22 protein-coding genes are annotated in these 17,914 nt (G+C 38.6%); 9 read left to right on the forward strand and 13 right to left on the reverse strand.

Features of this window, described 5'->3' with window-relative positions:
• Nucleotides 1-6 precede the first annotated feature (6 nt).
• The 6 genes from AC1M85_RS00660 to puuE form a co-directional block, all read right to left on the reverse strand.
• The gene (locus tag AC1M85_RS00660; RefSeq protein WP_179999697.1) at nt 7-513 is read right to left on the reverse strand and encodes a GNAT family N-acetyltransferase; all 507 of its coding nucleotides are present in this window, start codon (nt 511-513) and stop codon (nt 7-9) included.
• A gap of 95 nt (nt 514-608) precedes the next feature.
• Entirely contained in the window at nt 609-1,358 is a 750-nt protein-coding gene (locus tag AC1M85_RS00665; protein WP_092766621.1) for an outer membrane protein OmpK, read from the reverse strand.
• A 122-nt stretch (nt 1,359-1,480) separates the two neighbouring features.
• Complete coding sequence (locus tag AC1M85_RS00670; protein ID WP_488213366.1) at nt 1,481-2,839, reverse strand: nucleobase:cation symporter-2 family protein; 1,359 nt, start codon at nt 2,837-2,839, stop codon at nt 1,481-1,483.
• A 34-nt stretch (nt 2,840-2,873) separates the two neighbouring features.
• Nucleotides 2,874-3,200 carry a hydroxyisourate hydrolase gene (gene uraH / locus AC1M85_RS00675; protein ID WP_035264724.1) on the reverse strand — a complete coding sequence of 109 codons (327 nt, stop codon included), beginning with the start codon at nt 3,198-3,200 and terminating at the stop codon, nt 2,874-2,876.
• A complete protein-coding gene (uraD, locus tag AC1M85_RS00680; RefSeq protein ID WP_180028400.1) occupies nt 3,197-3,700 on the reverse strand; it encodes a 2-oxo-4-hydroxy-4-carboxy-5-ureidoimidazoline decarboxylase in 504 nt (167 codons plus the stop codon). The genes uraH and uraD overlap by 4 nt, the downstream gene beginning before the upstream one ends.
• Nucleotides 3,701-3,833: 133 nt before the next feature.
• Nucleotides 3,834-4,796 (reverse strand): allantoinase PuuE, encoded by a 963-nt coding sequence (gene puuE / locus AC1M85_RS00685; RefSeq protein WP_035264719.1) that lies wholly within the window; start codon nt 4,794-4,796, stop codon nt 3,834-3,836.
• A gap of 241 nt (nt 4,797-5,037) precedes the next feature.
• Between puuE and AC1M85_RS00690 the strand changes: the two genes are divergently transcribed.
• From AC1M85_RS00690 to AC1M85_RS00700, 3 genes are all read left to right on the forward strand, one after another.
• Nucleotides 5,038-5,397 carry an HPF/RaiA family ribosome-associated protein gene (locus tag AC1M85_RS00690; protein WP_035264715.1) on the forward strand — a complete coding sequence of 120 codons (360 nt, stop codon included), beginning with the start codon at nt 5,038-5,040 and terminating at the stop codon, nt 5,395-5,397.
• Nucleotides 5,398-5,523: 126 nt separating this feature from the next.
• Nucleotides 5,524-6,066 (forward strand): ankyrin repeat domain-containing protein, encoded by a 543-nt coding sequence (locus AC1M85_RS00695; RefSeq protein WP_035264700.1) that lies wholly within the window; start codon nt 5,524-5,526, stop codon nt 6,064-6,066.
• A gap of 12 nt (nt 6,067-6,078) precedes the next feature.
• Entirely contained in the window at nt 6,079-6,846 is a 768-nt protein-coding gene (locus AC1M85_RS00700; protein WP_035264697.1) for a transporter, read from the forward strand.
• A 61-nt stretch (nt 6,847-6,907) separates the two neighbouring features.
• On the opposite strand, the gene AC1M85_RS00705 is transcribed toward AC1M85_RS00700, so the two are convergent.
• Nucleotides 6,908-7,822, reverse strand: coding sequence for an alpha/beta hydrolase (locus AC1M85_RS00705; protein ID WP_035264694.1), 915 nt, complete (start codon nt 7,820-7,822; stop codon nt 6,908-6,910).
• Between the two features lie 143 nt (nt 7,823-7,965).
• On the opposite strand from AC1M85_RS00705, the gene AC1M85_RS00710 reads away from it, so the two are divergent.
• A complete protein-coding gene (locus AC1M85_RS00710) occupies nt 7,966-8,403 on the forward strand; it encodes a DUF2147 domain-containing protein (RefSeq protein ID WP_035264927.1) in 438 nt (145 codons plus the stop codon).
• 41 nt (nt 8,404-8,444) lie between these two features.
• Here AC1M85_RS00710 and AC1M85_RS00715 read toward each other — a convergent pair whose 3' ends face one another.
• Both AC1M85_RS00715 and AC1M85_RS00720 read right to left on the reverse strand, forming a co-directional pair.
• Nucleotides 8,445-8,795: a Spx/MgsR family RNA polymerase-binding regulatory protein gene (locus tag AC1M85_RS00715; protein WP_092766526.1), complete on the reverse strand. Its 351-nt coding sequence runs from the start codon at nt 8,793-8,795 to the stop codon at nt 8,445-8,447.
• A 431-nt stretch (nt 8,796-9,226) separates the two neighbouring features.
• A complete protein-coding gene (locus tag AC1M85_RS00720; RefSeq protein ID WP_035264689.1) occupies nt 9,227-10,045 on the reverse strand; it encodes an exodeoxyribonuclease III in 819 nt (272 codons plus the stop codon).
• Nucleotides 10,046-10,083: 38 nt separating this feature from the next.
• Between AC1M85_RS00720 and pyrE the strand changes: the two genes are divergently transcribed.
• Complete coding sequence (gene pyrE, locus AC1M85_RS00725) at nt 10,084-10,734, forward strand: orotate phosphoribosyltransferase (RefSeq protein WP_481612368.1); 651 nt, start codon at nt 10,084-10,086, stop codon at nt 10,732-10,734.
• Between the two features lie 183 nt (nt 10,735-10,917).
• On the opposite strand, the gene arsH is transcribed toward pyrE, so the two are convergent.
• Genes arsH through AC1M85_RS00740 form a run of 3 tightly spaced genes read right to left on the reverse strand, consistent with a single transcriptional unit; the run spans nt 10,918 to nt 12,987 of the window.
• A complete protein-coding gene (gene arsH, locus AC1M85_RS00730; RefSeq protein ID WP_035264925.1) occupies nt 10,918-11,622 on the reverse strand; it encodes an arsenical resistance protein ArsH in 705 nt (234 codons plus the stop codon).
• Nucleotides 11,623-11,627: 5 nt separating this feature from the next.
• Nucleotides 11,628-12,668, reverse strand: a complete 1,041-nt coding sequence (arsB, locus tag AC1M85_RS00735; RefSeq protein WP_488213367.1) for an ACR3 family arsenite efflux transporter — start codon at nt 12,666-12,668, stop codon at nt 11,628-11,630.
• A 4-nt stretch (nt 12,669-12,672) separates the two neighbouring features.
• On the reverse strand, nt 12,673-12,987 hold the full coding sequence (locus AC1M85_RS00740) for an ArsR/SmtB family transcription factor (protein ID WP_035264683.1): 315 nt from the start codon (nt 12,985-12,987) through the stop codon (nt 12,673-12,675).
• 82 nt (nt 12,988-13,069) lie between these two features.
• Here AC1M85_RS00740 and arsC point away from each other — a divergent pair, with 82 nt between their 5' ends.
• The 4 genes from arsC (at nt 13,070) to AC1M85_RS00760 (ending at nt 16,805) form a co-directional block, all read left to right on the forward strand.
• Complete coding sequence (gene arsC / locus AC1M85_RS00745) at nt 13,070-13,498, forward strand: arsenate reductase (glutaredoxin) (RefSeq protein WP_488213368.1); 429 nt, start codon at nt 13,070-13,072, stop codon at nt 13,496-13,498.
• Between the two features lie 268 nt (nt 13,499-13,766).
• Entirely contained in the window at nt 13,767-14,114 is a 348-nt protein-coding gene (locus AC1M85_RS00750; RefSeq protein WP_081401042.1) for a hypothetical protein, read from the forward strand.
• 47 nt (nt 14,115-14,161) lie between these two features.
• Nucleotides 14,162-15,904 carry a multicopper oxidase domain-containing protein gene (locus AC1M85_RS00755; protein WP_481608668.1) on the forward strand — a complete coding sequence of 581 codons (1,743 nt, stop codon included), beginning with the start codon at nt 14,162-14,164 and terminating at the stop codon, nt 15,902-15,904.
• The gene (locus AC1M85_RS00760) at nt 15,891-16,805 is read left to right on the forward strand and encodes a copper resistance protein B (RefSeq protein ID WP_481954331.1); all 915 of its coding nucleotides are present in this window, start codon (nt 15,891-15,893) and stop codon (nt 16,803-16,805) included. Before AC1M85_RS00755 ends, AC1M85_RS00760 begins: the two co-directional genes overlap by 14 nt.
• Nucleotides 16,806-17,155: 350 nt before the next feature.
• Here AC1M85_RS00760 and AC1M85_RS00765 read toward each other — a convergent pair whose 3' ends face one another.
• Entirely contained in the window at nt 17,156-17,779 is a 624-nt protein-coding gene (locus AC1M85_RS00765; protein ID WP_488213369.1) for a LysE family translocator, read from the reverse strand.
• Between the last annotated feature and the right edge of the window lie 135 nt (nt 17,780-17,914).

Genomic DNA, 17,914 nt, shown 5'->3' on the forward strand with positions numbered 1-17,914 from the left:
CCCTTTTTAAGTATTTAGATTCAGTTGGAATAAGACGAGATTGCGCCAAGATCCAAATTTTTGTCCGACTTCTGGTAAATAGCCTGTTTGTTTAAAGCCAAAGTATTCATGTAATTTGATGGATGCAAAATTTTCATGATCTATAGCAGCGATCATGACATGAATTTTATGTTGGCTTGCGTGTTGAATTAAATGTTGGAGTAAAGCTTTACCTAAACCCAAACGTGTAAAATTGGGATGAATATACACAGAGTGTTCGACAGTTTGTCTAAAACCACTGATCGCTCTAAATGTACTATATTCAGCATAACCTGCAATTTGTTGGGTGAGTTCGTTTTCAACCACAAAAATAGGGAAATGATCTATTAGATGCTGACGATACCAATTCTGATAATAATAAATGTCTTGATCTTGCTCATTCCATGTTGCAAAACCATTCAGAATTTCATCGTTGTAAATATCTTGGATTTGAGTTAAATCCTGTTCAGTTGCGAAACGAATTTTAAAAGACATTTTTTATTCTAATCGTCAGTATTTATAACTTTATTTTGATTATTGAGCATAAAAAAAGCAAGACACTAGTCTTGCTTTTTTATTATAAATATCAATTAGAAATGATATTTAACCAATGCACTTACATCGTTTTGGTCTTGACCTTTTTGACCGAATTTATTGTTCCAGACAGAGTGTTCAACACCTACATACAATTTGGTTTTTGGAGAGATATGTTTACCAACATTCCATTTATATTGGCTTGTCCAGTTCAATTCACTCGCATGACCAGGACCTTCATTTGTAGACCAATCAAGGAATGCATCTGCCAAGAATTCTTCATTGCCTAGCTTGAATGGAACAGCGTAAGTGATCGTCATTTGGTAGTCATCTTCAGTCAAGTCATTGTCAACTCGATAGAAGTTAATATTTGCATATTGCGTGTAAGGAATATCTAAAGCAAAGCCTACGCCATACAAGAAGTTATTGAACTCAGTATTGTTGTTATAACCAGCGTTGTGTTCCCAAGTCGTTGCAATCAATACATCTTTGATTGGACCAACGCTTAGTTTTTGGCCAGAAACTTCACTTAAACTTAATCGTGGAGCTAATTCAAGATAAGTTGAATCACCATCTTTTCCGCCCCATTGTTGATCGACGAAAAAGAAAACATCCGAGTACTTAAGCTTTGCAGCATATTCAGCAGTGATGGTATAGCGTTCACCTTCTTGTTGAGAGAAAGGGTTTAGGTAGTTATCGCCATAAAGACCAGTTAGGCTGAAATCTTGCCAAACAATTGGACTTGCTTGAGTAAACGCTGCTGTAGAAGCTAATGCGCAAAGTGCTGCGATTTGATTAAGTTTCATAAAAGAATCCCCAGAGAAAGCGGTAACAGAATAACGATTCTTTTGCAAAAATAAAGCCAAAAGTGGATGAAAGGAAAAATTAATGCCCACGTATGCAGGCATTGATACAAAGATGGTTTAAATTAATGATGAGAATCAATTATTTGTTTACTTTTAATACTAATTTTCGGTCCAAATAATTTTAAGTGATTAAATAATATATTGAGGATTATCGCCATTAAGCAGGTTGAGCTAATACCCGAATGGAACAAGGTTTGGACCCATTTTGGGAAGTCGGAATAGAACGAATGGTCAATAATGGGTACCATTCCTGCAGCAATGGAAGTCGCGACAATAATTAAGTTTTTCTGATCGTTATAATCAATTTTTGCCAGTGTACGGATACCACTCGCGGCTACTGTACCAAATAAAACAAGGCCAGCACCCCCAAGTACAGGCACAGGAATCGCTGCAATAAAACGCCCCATCACTGGGAGTAATCCAAGTACGACCAGAATTATCCCGCCAGCAGCGACAACATAGCGACTTTTAATCCCTGTTATTGCAACTAAACCAACGTTTTGCGCAAACGCACTTTGCATAAATGAACCAAAGATCGGTGCTGCTGCACTTGATAACATATCTGCGCGTAGACCATCTGAAATACGTTTTGAATCTACATCGGTACCGATAATTTCACCGACTGCAATAATATCAGCTGTAGTCTCAGTCATAATCACGAGGGTAACAATGATCATGGAAAGTATTGCTGTAAAATCAAAGGTCGGCATACCAAATGCAAAGAAGCTAGGAACCTGTAACCAATGACCTTCCCCAACTTTGCTAAAATCACCAAAGCCAAACATAAATGCTAAGACAGTGCCAAGAATAATTGCCAGTAAAATTGAAAGGCGTCGAATTGTGGCACTGCCAGCCATATTCAATATTATGACAATTGCAAGCGTCGCTAACGCTAAACAAATATTTTCAGCACTTCCCCAATCAGGTGCACTTTTATTGCCGCCCATCATCCAACGCACAGCAACTGGCAGGAGTGATAAGCCTATGATTGTAATTACACAGCCTGTAACAACTGGGGGGAAAAATCGAATAATTTTAGAGAAGTAGGGCGCTAAGAAAAAACCTAAAAGGGATGCCACAATGACGGCACCATAGACTGCCTGTAATCCGCCACCTGTGGTGACAATTGTGACCATTGTGGCTACACCAGCAAAAGAGACACCCTGAACCAAGGGCAATTGTGCGCCAATATGTTTAACGCCTATGGTTTGTAAAATTGTCGCTAAGCCACCGACAAATAAAGCAGCAGCGATGAGTAGCCCAATTTCCATACCTGATAAGCCTGCAGCCGTACCCACGATCAGAGGAGGCGCTATAATGCCACCATACATGGTTAAAACATGTTGTAAGCCATAAGCAGCACTTTTACCAGCACCAAGATATTCATGTTCGGGTGATTGTTGTTGTTCGTGTGCAGTCATAATAAATCCCTCTATATTTTAAATTTGCGAGTGCTCAGCTGCCACGATAGGTGGAGTAGGCATAAGGGCTAATGAGCAAGGGAATGTGGTAATGTTGGTGAGCATCGTTTACTGAAAAATGAATGACGGCTTTAGGAAAAAAAGTTGGGATGTTCTGCGCTGAGAAATAAGCTTGTGTCATAAATTCGATGCTGTATTCAGCGACATCAATTTGATCGAGTCCAAAATCTGCTGCTGTCACACGTCCATCAGAATTGGTTTTGGCTATCGCTAATAACTCTCCAGATGCAGAAAAAAGCTTAACTTCAACATTACTTGCAGGACGTCCAAGGTGGGTATCTAAAATATGTGAGCTGATCATGCTTGAATTTCCTGTGAGAGGCGCAGTAAAGCAATTTCTAAAAGTTGGCGATGGACGATTCTTTTTTCAGTCTCAAAATCGTTTAGCAAGCGGTATTCCAATGCTGTCAGAATCTCTTCACTATTCAAACCAGAAGCTTTAATCAGAAAAATAAAACCGAATTTTTTTTCATAGGCCAAGTTGCCTTTATATAACGCATCTAGAATTTCTTGATCATGTGTGATGCGTGCTTGTTCACGCCTTGAAAAAGTTTGTTCTTGTTCTGATAATTCAAGTTTTGCTTTTCTTTCGCCAATCCTTGGGTGTGTATTTAGGGCTGCTAAAATTTCATCCCATGTCCATGTAATGGCATGTTGTTCAGCATACTTTAATAGTCCTTCTCGTGTGTCAAAAGGACCGTAATGAATGATTTCCTCGCCCCATCGTGGGATATGAACACATTGCAATAAAAATGCTTTCTGATGTTCAACAGATGTTTGATTAAATTCTGAAAGCAACACAATTCAAACCTATACATTGAAACTTTAGGCTTAAATTGCAATAACAATGCCAACGTAGATTTGGTGGAAAAAGTGACTGAAAAAAGATCAAAAGAGCACCTTATAAAGCACTCTTTTTCTCGTGAATGTGAAATTATGGTGCGAAATGATCGATCCAATGTTGCGCAATATCTCCACGACGACAAATCCAAACATGTTCATGAGATTGAACATAGTCTAAGAACTGTTGTAGTGCCTTGAAGCGTCCTGGGCGTCCTAAAAGACGGCAGTGCATCCCAATAGACATCATTTTTGGTGCAGTTTCCCCTTCGGCATACAAGACATCAAAGGCATCCTTTAGATATTGATAAAACTGTTCACCATGATTGAAGCCACCTGCTGAACTAAACTTCATGTCGTTGGTGTCCAGGGTATAAGGAATAATTAAATGCGGATGCTGCTCGCCATTGGGATGGGTGAGCTGTGTCCAAAAAGGTAAATCATCGCCGTAATAATCGCAGTCGTATTTGATTTGAGGAAATTCAGTTAAAAGTTGACGTGTGTTGGGACTATCTCGACCTGTGTACCAACCGATTGGGGCTTGTCCGAATAGCGTTTCAAGTACACAAATGGCTTGATCCATATGCTGCCTTTCGGTCTCAATATCCATATTCTGATAATGCAACCAACGTTGACCATGAGATACCACATCGTAATCCGCAGATTTAATTGCTTCGACCACATCTGGATGACGTGCCAAAGCCATTCCCACACCAAAAATAGTCATGGGTAATTGACGTTTCTTGAACTCATTATGAATACGCCAAAAACCGACTCTTGACCCATACTCATACATAGAATCCATTGACATATGCTTAGCATTAAAACTGGCAGCACCAACGATTTCAGATAAAAATTGCTCTGAACCTTGATCACCGTGCTCAATGTGGTTTTCACCACCTTCTTCATAATTTAAGACAAATTGCACTGCGATACGCGCTTGATTAGGCCAATGAGGATGAGGTGGATTCGCCCCATAACCTCTTAAGTCTCTGGAATAAGGTGCATTTTGAATCGAATCAATAAGCGCCTGTCCGCGTAAGTAAGTACTTGTCACAATGAGTAATCCTTTTATTAATTTTTTAAAATACCACTTGCATATTTTTGAGTTAGGCCCGATATTCAAAGTATAAGGACACGGTTCTGCAGACTCAAAAAGTGTTCATCATTCAATGTGGAGGGACGTATTCCAAACAGTAATTGAAGATGTTCGATGCAATTAGATTGCAAGCTACAAACGTGCCAAGATAAAAAGTTTTGCACAAAAATGATTCAGAAGAAGAGTGAGGATGATATTTATGAACATAGAAATCCGTACAGATAAGAATATTCAAAACAGTGAGCGATTAATTGATTATGTACGTGCAGAACTAAATACAGAGTTTCAACGCCATAGTGAAAGAATTACCCATTTTTCGGTTCATTTAAGTGATGAAAATGCCCATAAAGGCGGTGCAGACGATATTCAATGTATGATCGAAGCTCGCCCAGCTGGACTAAAACCAGTTGTGGTCAATCACAGAGGTCATAATATCGACACAGCGATTCATGGTGCGATTGACCGATTAAAGCGTAGTCTTGAACATGTATTCGAGAAAAAAGAGAACCCTCGTGGAGCGCCCATCCAACTGAAAGAAGATGAAGTGGATGTGGAATAGCAAAAAGCCCTTCGGGGCTTTTTTTTTTGAATAAAATTTTGAATGAACAGTTTTGATTTATTTAATTGAATAATGATCTGCATTATTAGGCATAATGTCGTTATAGATAAATAGTAGAGAAAGTAAATGCTAACAGCACATCAACAAGTGTTTTTACAGGCCTTAGAAGAATTAGACCTAGCACAGGTACAGCGCCTGTTAGCAGAAGGTTTAGATCCAAACTTTATCGCAGGAGAGAAAGGCCCTGCGGTTTCTGTGTGGTCAGACACTTTATTTCAATGGTGGGAAGAAATTTGTGAAGCGTATGAGCAAGGAAATGCGCTTTCAACAGAAGAAAAACAACAGAAATTACAAGTACATCTTGATATTCTAGATGCACTGATTGCAGCGAAAGCTAATTTCCATTTATGGGATGCAGAGGAATGTTACGGCCCACTTTGGGATGCTGCGAGTGCTGCATGTGTGCCTGCAGTTCAACGCTTACTTGATCATCAAGTTGATCCTAATACCAAAGATGAAGAGGGGAATACCATTCTGAGTTCAATTAGTGATTTATTTTTCGACTGCGATTTTGATACCATTGATTGGTCACAGGCTTTACCGGAAGAACGTGAGACACTCGAGTTATTACGTAGCCGTGGCGCAAAAATGACGAAAGAATTAAATTAATTTGGGTGCCCCATGACAAAATTAAAACAACTGAGCTTGATACTTTGCTCAACTGCGAGTGTAAGTGCGATGGCTGCAGATTTTGCCTTCGATCGACCTGGTACGAGTTTCAGCACAGGCATTACGCCCGTAGGTCAATTGGCATGGGAGCAGGGACTTCCAACTGCACAGTATGTTGAAAGTACTGAAAATGGTTTTAAAAATAAATCATTGCGACTCAATGCTGATGTCCTGTTGCGTACGGGATTGAGTAAGAATACTGAGCTTCAATTGGGTTGGGATGGCCCAGCGTGGGAGCGGACCCGAATCCAAAATCGAACTGATGACCATGATGGTTTAGGTGATGTTTCTGTTGGGATTAAGCATCACGTTGACTTACAAGATGATCAACTGAAAATGGCTATTTTGGCGCAAGCTAAAATCGCAACAGGAAATGATCGTTTTACTTATGTTGATGATATTTATACCTTGGGCTCATCTGTTGAGTATCAATATAACGATACTGTAACGACAGGAATAGGAATGTTCTATTCAGCTCAAAATAGTGATTGGTCTGTGACTGCTGTCCCGACAATTGGCTATAAAATCGTGGGTAATTTATCGGGCTATTCTGAAGCAGTATTTACCAAGAAAGAAAGCCAAGAGCGAGAGTATGGACTGGCATCTGGTTTAATCTATGCCTTGAATGATCGTGCGCAGTTAGATGCAAGCATCGGTGTAGACCTAAGTGGATCCGATCGAAGTTATCATGGTGGATTTGGTGTCTCATACTTATTCTAAATGAATAAAAAAGGAGTAGCTTACGCTACTCTTTTTTATGTTTACTTCAGTTTTGATTCAATCAGTCTTTATCCAAACGATGGGCAAACTCTGCGATATCGGTCAAAGCTTGCTTTGCTTCATCAAACCAAGCGCTAAACATTTGGAAGTTATGCCACATACCGGTGTATAACTTAAACTCAACATCTACTCCAGCTGCTTTAGCCTTTTCTTCAAATCGCGTAGAGTCGTCTAACAAAATTTCTTTTGAACCCACCTGAACCAATGTCGGTGGCAATCCTTTGAGATCTCCAAAAATTGGGGAAATTTCGGGAATTGAGACATCTACACCTTTAGGAACATAATGATTTATGCCTGCTTCTAAAGCTTCAATTGACAATAAAGCATCATGCTTTTGATTGTAGCGTAGAGATTCACTGGTCAAAGTTAAGTCAAGAAAGGGTGACATTAAAATCAAGCCACTTGGAAGAAGTTTTGGATTTTCTTCTTTTAAACGTAAAGCCAGTGCAAGTGCTAAATTGGCACCACAAGAATCGCCAGATAAAATAATATCTTTCGGTTGAGCACCTTGCTCTACCAATAATTGGTACACATCATAGATTGCTTCTCCGAGATCGGGGAAACGTTGTTCAGGTGAAAGAGGGTAATCGATATGTAGCACTTGCATTTGAGTCCGAAGTGCCATTTCAGTCATCAATGCGCGATGTGTATTTAACGATCCTAAAAAGAATGCGCCACCATGAATGTGAAAAATGAGCTGAGTCGTTTCAGGTTGAGGCAAAATTTCTTCGGCACGAATACCTGCGATTCTTAGTTTGCGAATACTGACATCTTTGGACTGTGGAAAAACACGCGTCATCTGCTCTAAGGCAACACGAAGTACGGTGGGGGGAAGATTAAAGCGACTCGGAAAGCGAAGACTCGTTTTTAAAAAAGACTCTGTTATGTATTGTTTCAAAACCGGATTGATCTTCATTGTTTTTCCATATTAATGAAATTATGTTTATTATCAGCACACAGCATTACAATGGTACACTAAATAGTCACATTCAAAAATTGCTTAAATGTTATCAATTTTTAATAATATTAAAGTCAATTCAGCAAGGGAAACAAAAAACAATGAAAAAAATTGCACTAGCGTTAGGATTACTCGCTTCAGCAGTATTTGCAAATGCTGCAGATCCACTCAATGGTACCGTGTGGAATACGATTGATGAGAAAACTAAAAAAGCTAAAGCTTTTGTAAAATTCACTGAACAGCCAAACGGAACATTGAATGCAACGATTCAGAGTGTTGTCACACCGGGTCAAGAAAATTCATGTACGAACTGTGAAGGTCCCTATCACAAGAAATCTTTAAAAGGTTTAACCATTGTGAAGGGTCTTAAAAATGTAGGTGGAACGAATTACGATGGTGGTTCAATCTTAGACCCACAATCTGGAAAAACTTACAAATTGAAGGGTTCATTGAAAGACGGTGGTCAAAAGCTCGAACTTCGTGGTTTCATCGGCGTATCAGCGCTTGGTCGTAACCAAACTTGGGTACGCGTGAACTAATTTAAGATTCATAAAAAAGCCGAGTAGTTGCTCGGCTTTTTTTATTTCTTTAATGCTTTTATCGCATTCTCATCAAAACCTACTACATAGCCTGATTCAGTAGTGATCACTGGTCTTTTAATAAGGCTCGTATGTGTAGTCAGTGCTTCAATCAAACCCTGTTCAGATGCAAGGGCAATTTGTTGATCTTCCTCAGACAATTTACGCCAAGTCGTTCCCTTTTTATTGAGGACAAGTTCAGCACCAAGATCATTTAGCCATTTTTGTACTGTTTCAGCATCAATACCTTGTTTCTTATAATCGTGGAACTCATAACTAAGCCCCAACTCATTGAGTAAATCGAATGCTTTTTTCATCGAGTTGCAATTTTTAATGCCGTAAACTTTAATCATCTCTAACAGTCTTATTCATTGTGATCAGTCTAGAGCTTAGCAAAATTTACGCAAAAACATAAATGAGATCAGAATATTTTAAATAGGTTTGAAATCTACAGTGTGGCTTTATGGTGGTTATCAATAAAATGGTGGAAAATTTCTTATCTTAAAATTTGTATTGATCTTTTAAATAGAGAAAACCCGCATTAAATCATCCTGATCATGCGGGTCTCAATTCAACGTCCAATGTCTTCATCCTTGGAAAATAAACCGAAATTTATTTTCTTTTCATCCTACGGCTTCCAATCCCTATTGTCATCCTGACATGTCCCTGTGCCGTGCGACAATAATGCACTGAATTAGTCGGAATAAAAATACGTTAACACGACAAGATTTGTGAGCAATTAGCGTACATTTAGGAAACAGTTGTTCACTCAGTTTGCACGGCACTAAATTTTATAATCGATAATGACAGGGGCATGATCGCTAAACCACGTTTCTTTATATACCCATGCATTCACAGTACGATCTTTCCAATCTGGTGAGCAAGCATGATAGTCAATCCGCCAACCCACATTCTTGGCACGGGCTTGTCCTCGGTTTGACCACCATGAATAAAGTTCTGCTTCTTTACGCACTTCACGGAAGGTATCGACATAGCCTAAATCATCATAAATATGATCGAGCCATGCACGTTCATGTGGTAAACAACCTGAAGCTTTTTGATTGCCTGACCAGTTCTTAATATCAATGCGTTTATGTACGATATTGTAGTCACCGCAAACAATCACAGATTTACCTTCATCACGCCATTGTTTCAAGATCTGCTTGTATTCATTTAGAAAGTGATCTTTACGGGCTTGTGCTTCTTCACCAGAAGAACCTGATGGTAAATAGAGTGAGCAAATATGAGCTGTTTTCTCTAAGCCTAGATCAAATTCTGCTGAGATAAAACGACCTTGTGAATCAGCCAATTCAAAACCCAGACCATCGGTAACTGAGATAAACGGCAAACGACTATAGATTGCGGTACCAGCATAGCCAGGACGCTCAGCTGGGAATAGGTGTGTATACCAACCTTCTGGCTTAAATTTATCTGTCCATTGTTCGTGTGTAATACGGGATTCTTGCATGCAAATGACATCGGCATCTGAAGTTGCCATCCAGTCAAAAATTCCTTTTTTTTCTGCAGAACGAAGACCATTTACGTTGATTGATACGACACGTAAAATTTTTTGATCACTAGGATAGCTACTCTTTGGTATCATGCTCGAGTTTAACCTCAATTTAATAAATGGAGCACCTCATGACAGCGCAAGCGGCATTTAATCCACAAGCTTTTATCGAACTGGCATTATCACGTGGTGTGCTTAAATTTGGTGAGTTTACTTTAAAATCAGGTCGTGTGAGTCCTTATTTTTTCAACGCCGGTTTGTTAAATGACGGTGAAGCCTTAACTGGCTTGGCTTCTGGCTATGCAGCAAAATTAACTGAATGTGATAATGTTGAAGTGATTTTTGGCCCTGCGTATAAAGGTATTCCATTTGTCGCTGCAACGGCTGTGGCATTGTCACAAAACCACGGTGTAAGTGTACCTTGGGGCTTCAACCGTAAAGAAGTTAAAGATCACGGTGAGGGGGGGGGTTTAGTTGGTGCTTCAGTTGAAGGTAAAAAGGTATGGATCATTGATGATGTAATCACTGCGGGTACAGCCATTCGTGAAGTTGTGACCATTTTAAAAAATGCAGGCGCGCAAATAGCGGGTGTATTGGTTGCGCTTGACCGTCAAGAAAAAGGTCAGGGTGAATTGTCTGCGATTCAAGAAGTTCAAAAAGAGCTTGAAATTCCTGTGCATGCGCTTATCACAATGAAAGATTTAATGGATTACTTAGATGCTAAAGGCGACAAAGATGCTTTAGCGAAAATGGAAGCGTACCGTGTGAAGTACGGAATCTAAGTCTTATAAAGTTCTACTTAATATTAATGTGAAACATTGCTTAATAAATAAGCGTGGAACTTGAAGAATCTATAAAAAAGCCCAGATCTATAGGTCTGGGTTTTTTATATTGATATAAGTTATTGATTTGTATTTAATAAAAAATCATTTCGCATAAGGTGTATTATGTTAATTTTAGGAAATCTAGATACTCTTTTGATTCACACGCTTTGAAAGCTCTTCTGCACTTTCTACACGTTCAGAGTAACGGTCTGTGAGATATGAGGACTGTCCCCTGGTTAAAAGCGTAAATTTATAAAGTTCTTCCATCACATCGACAATCCTCATGTAATAAGAAGAAGGCTTCATACGACCATCCTCTTCAAACTCTAGAAATGCTTTAGGGACTGAGGACTGATTTGGTATCGTGATCATACGCATCCAACGCCCTAAAATACGTAATTGATTTACAGCATTAAAGGATTGCGAACCTCCACACACTTGCATTACAGCTAAGGTTTTACCTTGCGTTGCACGGATTGCACCCGCTGCTAATGGAATCCAATCAATTTGAGCTTTCAATATCGAACTCATTGAGCCATGACGCTCAGGAGAGCACCACACCATGCCTTCTGACCATGCTAAGAGTTCATGGAGTTCCTTAACCTTTGTATGTTGCATATCACCATCTTCAGGGAGGGGTAGCCCTTTTGGATGGAAGATTTTCACTTCCGCACCAAAATATTCAAGAATTCGACCAGCTTCCTGAACAGCTAAACGGCTATATGATCTATCACGATTTGAGCCATACAAAAGCAGTATTCTTGGTGGATGTTTAAGGTTCTTTGCCTGAACTTTTTCTAAAGTCGGTTTTTCTAAAAGACTAGGATCAATATTTGGTAGGTTCATTCGACTCATGCCTCTTTAAACACTTTTTTTCTAAGCCATAGCGACACTGTCACTAAAGCAATCAATACAGGAACTTCAACAAGCGGACCAATCACGGTTGTGAAAGCTACAGGTGAAGCTAATCCAAAAGTGGCAATCGCTACGGCCAGTGCTAATTCAAAATTGTTGCCTGCCGCAGTAAAGGAAATAGCAGTCGTTTTAGGGTAATCATTGCCCATCCACTTACTCATAAAGAAGCTGATGAAGAACATCGCAACAAAGTAAATTGTCAAAGGAATAGCGATTCTAAGCACGTCTAGAGGAAGGCTAATCACTTCACCACCTTTAAGACTGAACATGGCTACAATCGTGAATAAAAGGGCAATAAGGCTGATTGGGCTAATCTTTGGGATAAATTTATCCTGATACCAAGCCAAACCATTCTTTTTAACCAAAATCAGTCGGGTTAAACACCCAAGTAAGAACGGAATACCTAGATAAATAAGAACAGCATGGGTAATTGTCCAAAAGCTCACATTAATGATTTGTGCTTCTACCCCAAAGAATGGTGGTAAGAAGGTTAAGAATAACCAGACATAAGTACTAAAGAATAAGATCTGGAAGATACTGTTAAACGCGACTAAGGCAGCGACATATTGATTATCCCCACATGCCAGATCGTTCCAGACGAGGACCATCGCAATACATCGGGCTAAGCCTATGAGAATTAGGCCAGTCATGTATTCAGGATAGGCATGTAAAAAAATGATTGCCAAACCAAACATTAAGCAAGGTGCTATTAGCCAGTTTTGAACGAGAGATAATGTAAGGGTTCGCTTGTCCTCAAAGACTTTAGGCAAAGTCGCATAGTCTACTTTGGCAAGTGGTGGATACATCATCAAAATAAGCCCTATTGCGATAGGGATATTCACTGAATTAATGCTTAATTGATCGAGTACCACAGATGCTTGAGGAAAAAATACACCAATACCTACTCCTAATGCCATGGCAATAAAAATCCATAGCGTTAGATTTCGATCTAAGAATGAGAGCTTTGATCCGGACATTGAATTACTCGCATTGCATAGAGATAGATAAGTTGCTTGCAGGTTTATTCAGTACTTCATCATTTAAGACATTGAGCACTGCATTTACCCATTCTGGTAAATCAGGATTTAATCGGTAATACACCCATTGTCCCTTGCGCTCATCTAGCAAAATTGAGAGGTTACGGAGTAAAGCCAAGTGACGAGAAATTTTGGGTTGGCTCAGTTGTAATATCTCTGTGATTTCACAAACACATACATTTTGTCTTGCTAAAATAATTTTTAAAATATCTAGACGTGTCGGGTCAGATAGGCATTTAAAGAAATCTGCTTGATCCATCATCTACACTCCAATATATGCTATTGCGAATATACGCATATCCATATATAAATGCAATATTACTAAGCTTTGAGTTAATCCAATGTCATCAAAAGTTAAGATCTATCACAACCCTGCTTGCGGAACATCAAGAAATACACTGGCTTTAATTCGAAATACCGGAGAGGAACCTGAAATTATTGAGTATCTTCTCAATCCTCCGAGCAAGAGAGAACTGATTAATTTAATTGAAAAATCAGGTCTTTCTGTACATGAAGCTATTCGTAAAAATGTAGAACCTTTTGAAACTCATAAATTGGATAAGCCACACTGGACAGATGAACAGCTCATTAATTTTATGCTTGAGTATCCAATTTTGATTAATCGTCCATTCGTAGTAACTGAGATCGGTGTAAAACTTTGTAGACCATCTGAACTCGTTTTAGATATTTTGTCTGCGCCTCAATTAGGAGCTTTTATCAAAGAGGATGGTCAAATCATCATAGATAAAGATGGTAAGCGGATTAAATAAATCCCCCCATTTAACATAATAGGCGTTATACGAAATTTTAAAAAAAATAGTAAAAAATGGGAGCCTAAGACTCCCATTTTTGATTTCGCATAAGGTGTATTATGTTAATTTTAGAGAAACTACTAAATTATATTGAGTTGTAAATAGTTGAAATTCCGTTAAGATATTTTGGATTAAATTCTATTCCTAGATAGCATTCGTGTTGACTCATCTCTCCAAAAAACTTTGGTTTTGTTTTCTTATGGTTTTTGCCATAGGATGGAGTAGTGTGTCTGTTGCATCAGTAAAGATAATGCATATCAATATGCAAACTGAAATGAGCCAAGATCATTGTTTAGATCAAGCACAGCAAGTCACTCAACATGGTATTAATCACGAAGTACAAACGAATACCGATTGCCATAATCATTTAGCTATTAATCAGAATATAGATCACAAAAAGTGTCAGGAATGTTCTAGCTTATCCTGCCAGACACAGATCTCATGTCTTCATTCTTTGCAAAGCTCGCTAGATCCCCTAGATACCTTCTATTCTATAGATCAGCCTAATTTTTATTACCTCAACCAATATCTAAATGGGTATTGGCAAGAAATTTCACGTCCTCCTAAAACTTAACCAATTTTTTTAAAATTTATTTATTTTTCAAAAATTAAGGTTAAGTTATGTCTCATAAAATTAGTTCGTACCTATTAGCAGGTATTTGTTTTGCATCGTCGCCTTTGGTTTTTGCCGAAGTGCGTGAATATCAGCTTGTTATTGATGAAGCAGTGGTCAGCCCAACTGGAAAGCCTGTAAAGCGCATTACCGTAAATGGTCAATTTCCTGCGCCTTTGCTTGAGTTTGAAGAGGGTGATGAAGCCATCATTCGCGTGAAAAATAATTTAAAAAACCAAGATTCTTCTATTCATTGGCACGGACTGTTGTTGCCGGGCATTATGGATGGTGTACCAGGATTTAATGGTTTTAACGGTATTAAGCCTCAAAGCGAGTATGTTTATAAATTCAAGATTCGCCAAAGCGGGACTTATTGGTATCACGCTCATTCTAAAGGACAGGAACAAGACGGCTTATATGGTTCTTTTGTGATTTATCCAAAAGGTAAAACACCATTGGCAGCACATGAAAAAGCTGAACGTGACTATGTGGTGATGTTGTCAGATTTTCATGAAAAAACCAGTGATCAAATTCAGAAAGATCTTAAAATTTCAGCTGAATATTATCAAGATCAGCGTGAAACCTTGGGTGATGTTTGGAAGCAGGTTAAACGTGATGGTATAAAAGCGACATGGTCTGACCGCAACATGTGGAATCAGATGCGTATGCTAAAAACCGACATGTCAGATGTTACAGGTTATACCTTCCTCATTAATGGCAAAACACCTGAACAAAATTGGACAGGAATGTTTAAACCGAATGAAAAAATTCGCCTACGTTTTGTGAATGCATCTGCGATGTCTTTCTACGATGTCCGTATTCCTAACTTGAAAATGACTGTGGTTAGTGCTGATGGTCAGCCTGTGAAACCCATTTCTGTAGATGAATTCCGTATTGGTACGGCTGAAACTTATGATGTGATTGTGGAGCCAAAAGGTGGACATTATCAAATTGAAGCTGAGTCAATTGACCGTTCAGGTTATGCGATTGGTACGCTACACAATGAACTAAATCCTGTAACACACGGCATTCATATGCCTCAGCCACGTTCACGCTCGCTTTTGACTATGGAAGATATGGGACATGGTGGTGGTGATCATTCAGGAATGGATCATTCGAAAATGAACCATGGCGATATGAAAGGCACGGATCATTCACAGCATAGCGCAGTAAAACCGCAAAAAAATGATCAAGTGGTTTATGGTTGGGCAAATGCCTCTACACCTGCAGGTAACAAAGCCTTGCAATATAGCGATTTAAAATCGTTAGAGCCGCAAAAAGATACTCGTGAAGCCAGCAGTGAATTGGTCGTGCGTTTGGGCGGTACTATGGAACGTTATATTTGGACCATTAACGGTAAAAAATTTAGTGATGCTGAGCCTTTAAAAGTGAAATATGGCGAGCGTATCCGTATCAAATTTATTAATGACAGTATGATGGCGCACCCGATGCATTTACACGGTATGTTTATGCAGTTGGAGAATGGTCAAGAGTCGGTAGATATGCCAAATAAACACACATTGATCGTACCACCGGGTAAAACAGTTACGGCTTTATTAACTGCGGATGAATTGGGTGAATGGGCAATCCATTGTCATTTGTTGTATCACATGAGTGCGGGGATGATGAACAAGTTAATCGTGGCGAATGTTAGCGATGAACAAGTATCTACAATGCCAATTCAAGGTACAAATTCGACTCAAACTCACCAAGTAACTGAGCAAAAAGGAGCTGAACATGCACATCACTAATTTTGTATTGAAAGCGATTTTTTCTGTTGCGGTATTGAGTTTAACGACCTTAAGTGTGGCGCACGAAGGGCATCATTCAACCACTCAGAATAATGGGAAAAATATGCCATCAATGAATCATCAAGCCATGTCTGAGATGAATCATGCACAACATCAGGCAACATCTACGGTTAATCATTTACATCATGTACCAGATGCGAATACTCAGCAGAGTTCGCATTATGATCATCGCTCAGAACACGGTGCGCAAATTTATGCGATTACGACGGTGGATAATAAGTGGTTTGTCAATGAAGATGGCACAGGCGGTTTAAAGTCAGAGTTTGAAACCAGTATTGGCACAGATGAAAATAAGGTTTTTATTAAAGTTCATGCCGATAAAGAAGAATCGCATGATGCACATTATGATGCCAAACTTTTATATAGCCGTATGATTTCAGACTTTTGGGATGCACAGATTGGTGCACGTTATCGCAGTGAAAAAGTTGAACTCGATGATCATCGCAAAGACACCGAAGAAAATGTTGATGCAGTGATTGGCTTACATGGTATGGCACCATATTTCTTTGAAACTGATGCTTATCTCTATGCAGGAGAAGACAGTTATGCGGGCTTTAGTCTAGAAACGGAACGTGATTTTCTGATTACCCAAAAGTTGATTATTCAAACTTATTTAGAGTTGGATGCGATCTTTAGTGATGACTCTAAATATGCGAAAAAAACTGGTTTAAGCAGTGCAACCGCAGGGCTTGAAACTCGCTATGAAATCAGTAAAAAGATCATGCCGTATATCGACATTGCCTATGAGTATTCAAAAGGTAATGATGAAACGTCGTGGCAAATAGAATCAAACTCTGAGAAAGGTTGGTTATATGGAGCTGGTGTTAGATTTAGATTTTAATTAATTTAATGATTACTAAATAGCTTTATTTAAATAAAACTCTAGCTTAATGTGGTCGGAAGCAAAATGTTAACTTATTTTGCTCCCTCCCTCCCATTTAACATAATAGAGCTTATGCGAAATTCTTATCTGCATCACACAAATTACATTTTTACGTTATGCCCAACTTTTCATTCAGTTCTTGTTACCTCATCACTCAAGGACGATTTTGCTACGGTGGGGTATATCAAATGTATAACCTGATCGCAGGCAAGAATCATCTAATCAATGATTTTTATCTTCTGAATAAAAGACGATAATGGCGGGTTGCATCATTAGAAACCCCGGGAATAAATTGTAGTTTAAATAAGTTAAAGAGACTCATAAAAGAGCGCTGTGCTGAATATCCCATACCCAGCGATGGTCATGAGGATCGCGCCACACAAGGCTAAGATTTTTGAATAAATACGTTGTTGAGAAATAGCGTTAAAACCTAAATAGACCAAAGATAGTACGACAAAATCTAGAAGAATCCATGTGATGATTAACAGCGTCAAACTTAAATCTATATTTGGTGTAATTTGAATAAACTGCGGAAAAAAAGCAGTGAAGAAAATAATATCTTTTGGATTGGAAATACCAACTAAAAAACCTTTGGAAAAACCACTATCGATCGGCTTGATCTTTGAAGAGGCAGTTTGATTGTGCTGAAAAGTTTCTCTAAGAATTTCAAAACCTAAATAGCCAATATAAAGACATCCTAGGACTTTGATGATGTTGAAAATATGCTCATTAAAATGAAGAACACCCTTAAGTGCAAGAATTGAAAGCGCAATTAAACATAGTGAGGCGACATTAGTGCCTAAAATGGTTTGTAATGCTTTTCGATAACCACCTTTTGCACCTGCACTGGCCACCAAAATCATAACAGGGCCTGGAGTGGCAATCATAATAATGACAGTGAAAATATATAAAAAATACTCAAGATAATTCATAAAAATACTAATTTTTAAATTTTATTTATATGAATATTACAACCTCTTTAGATTTCATACATCTCATTTATTTAAAATATTTCATAGAGTGAAATAAATAATAAAAAAGGAAGCTTAAGCTTCCTTTTTTAATAA

The sequence above is a fragment of the Acinetobacter sp. 24-47-64 genome (assembly GCF_057737055.1).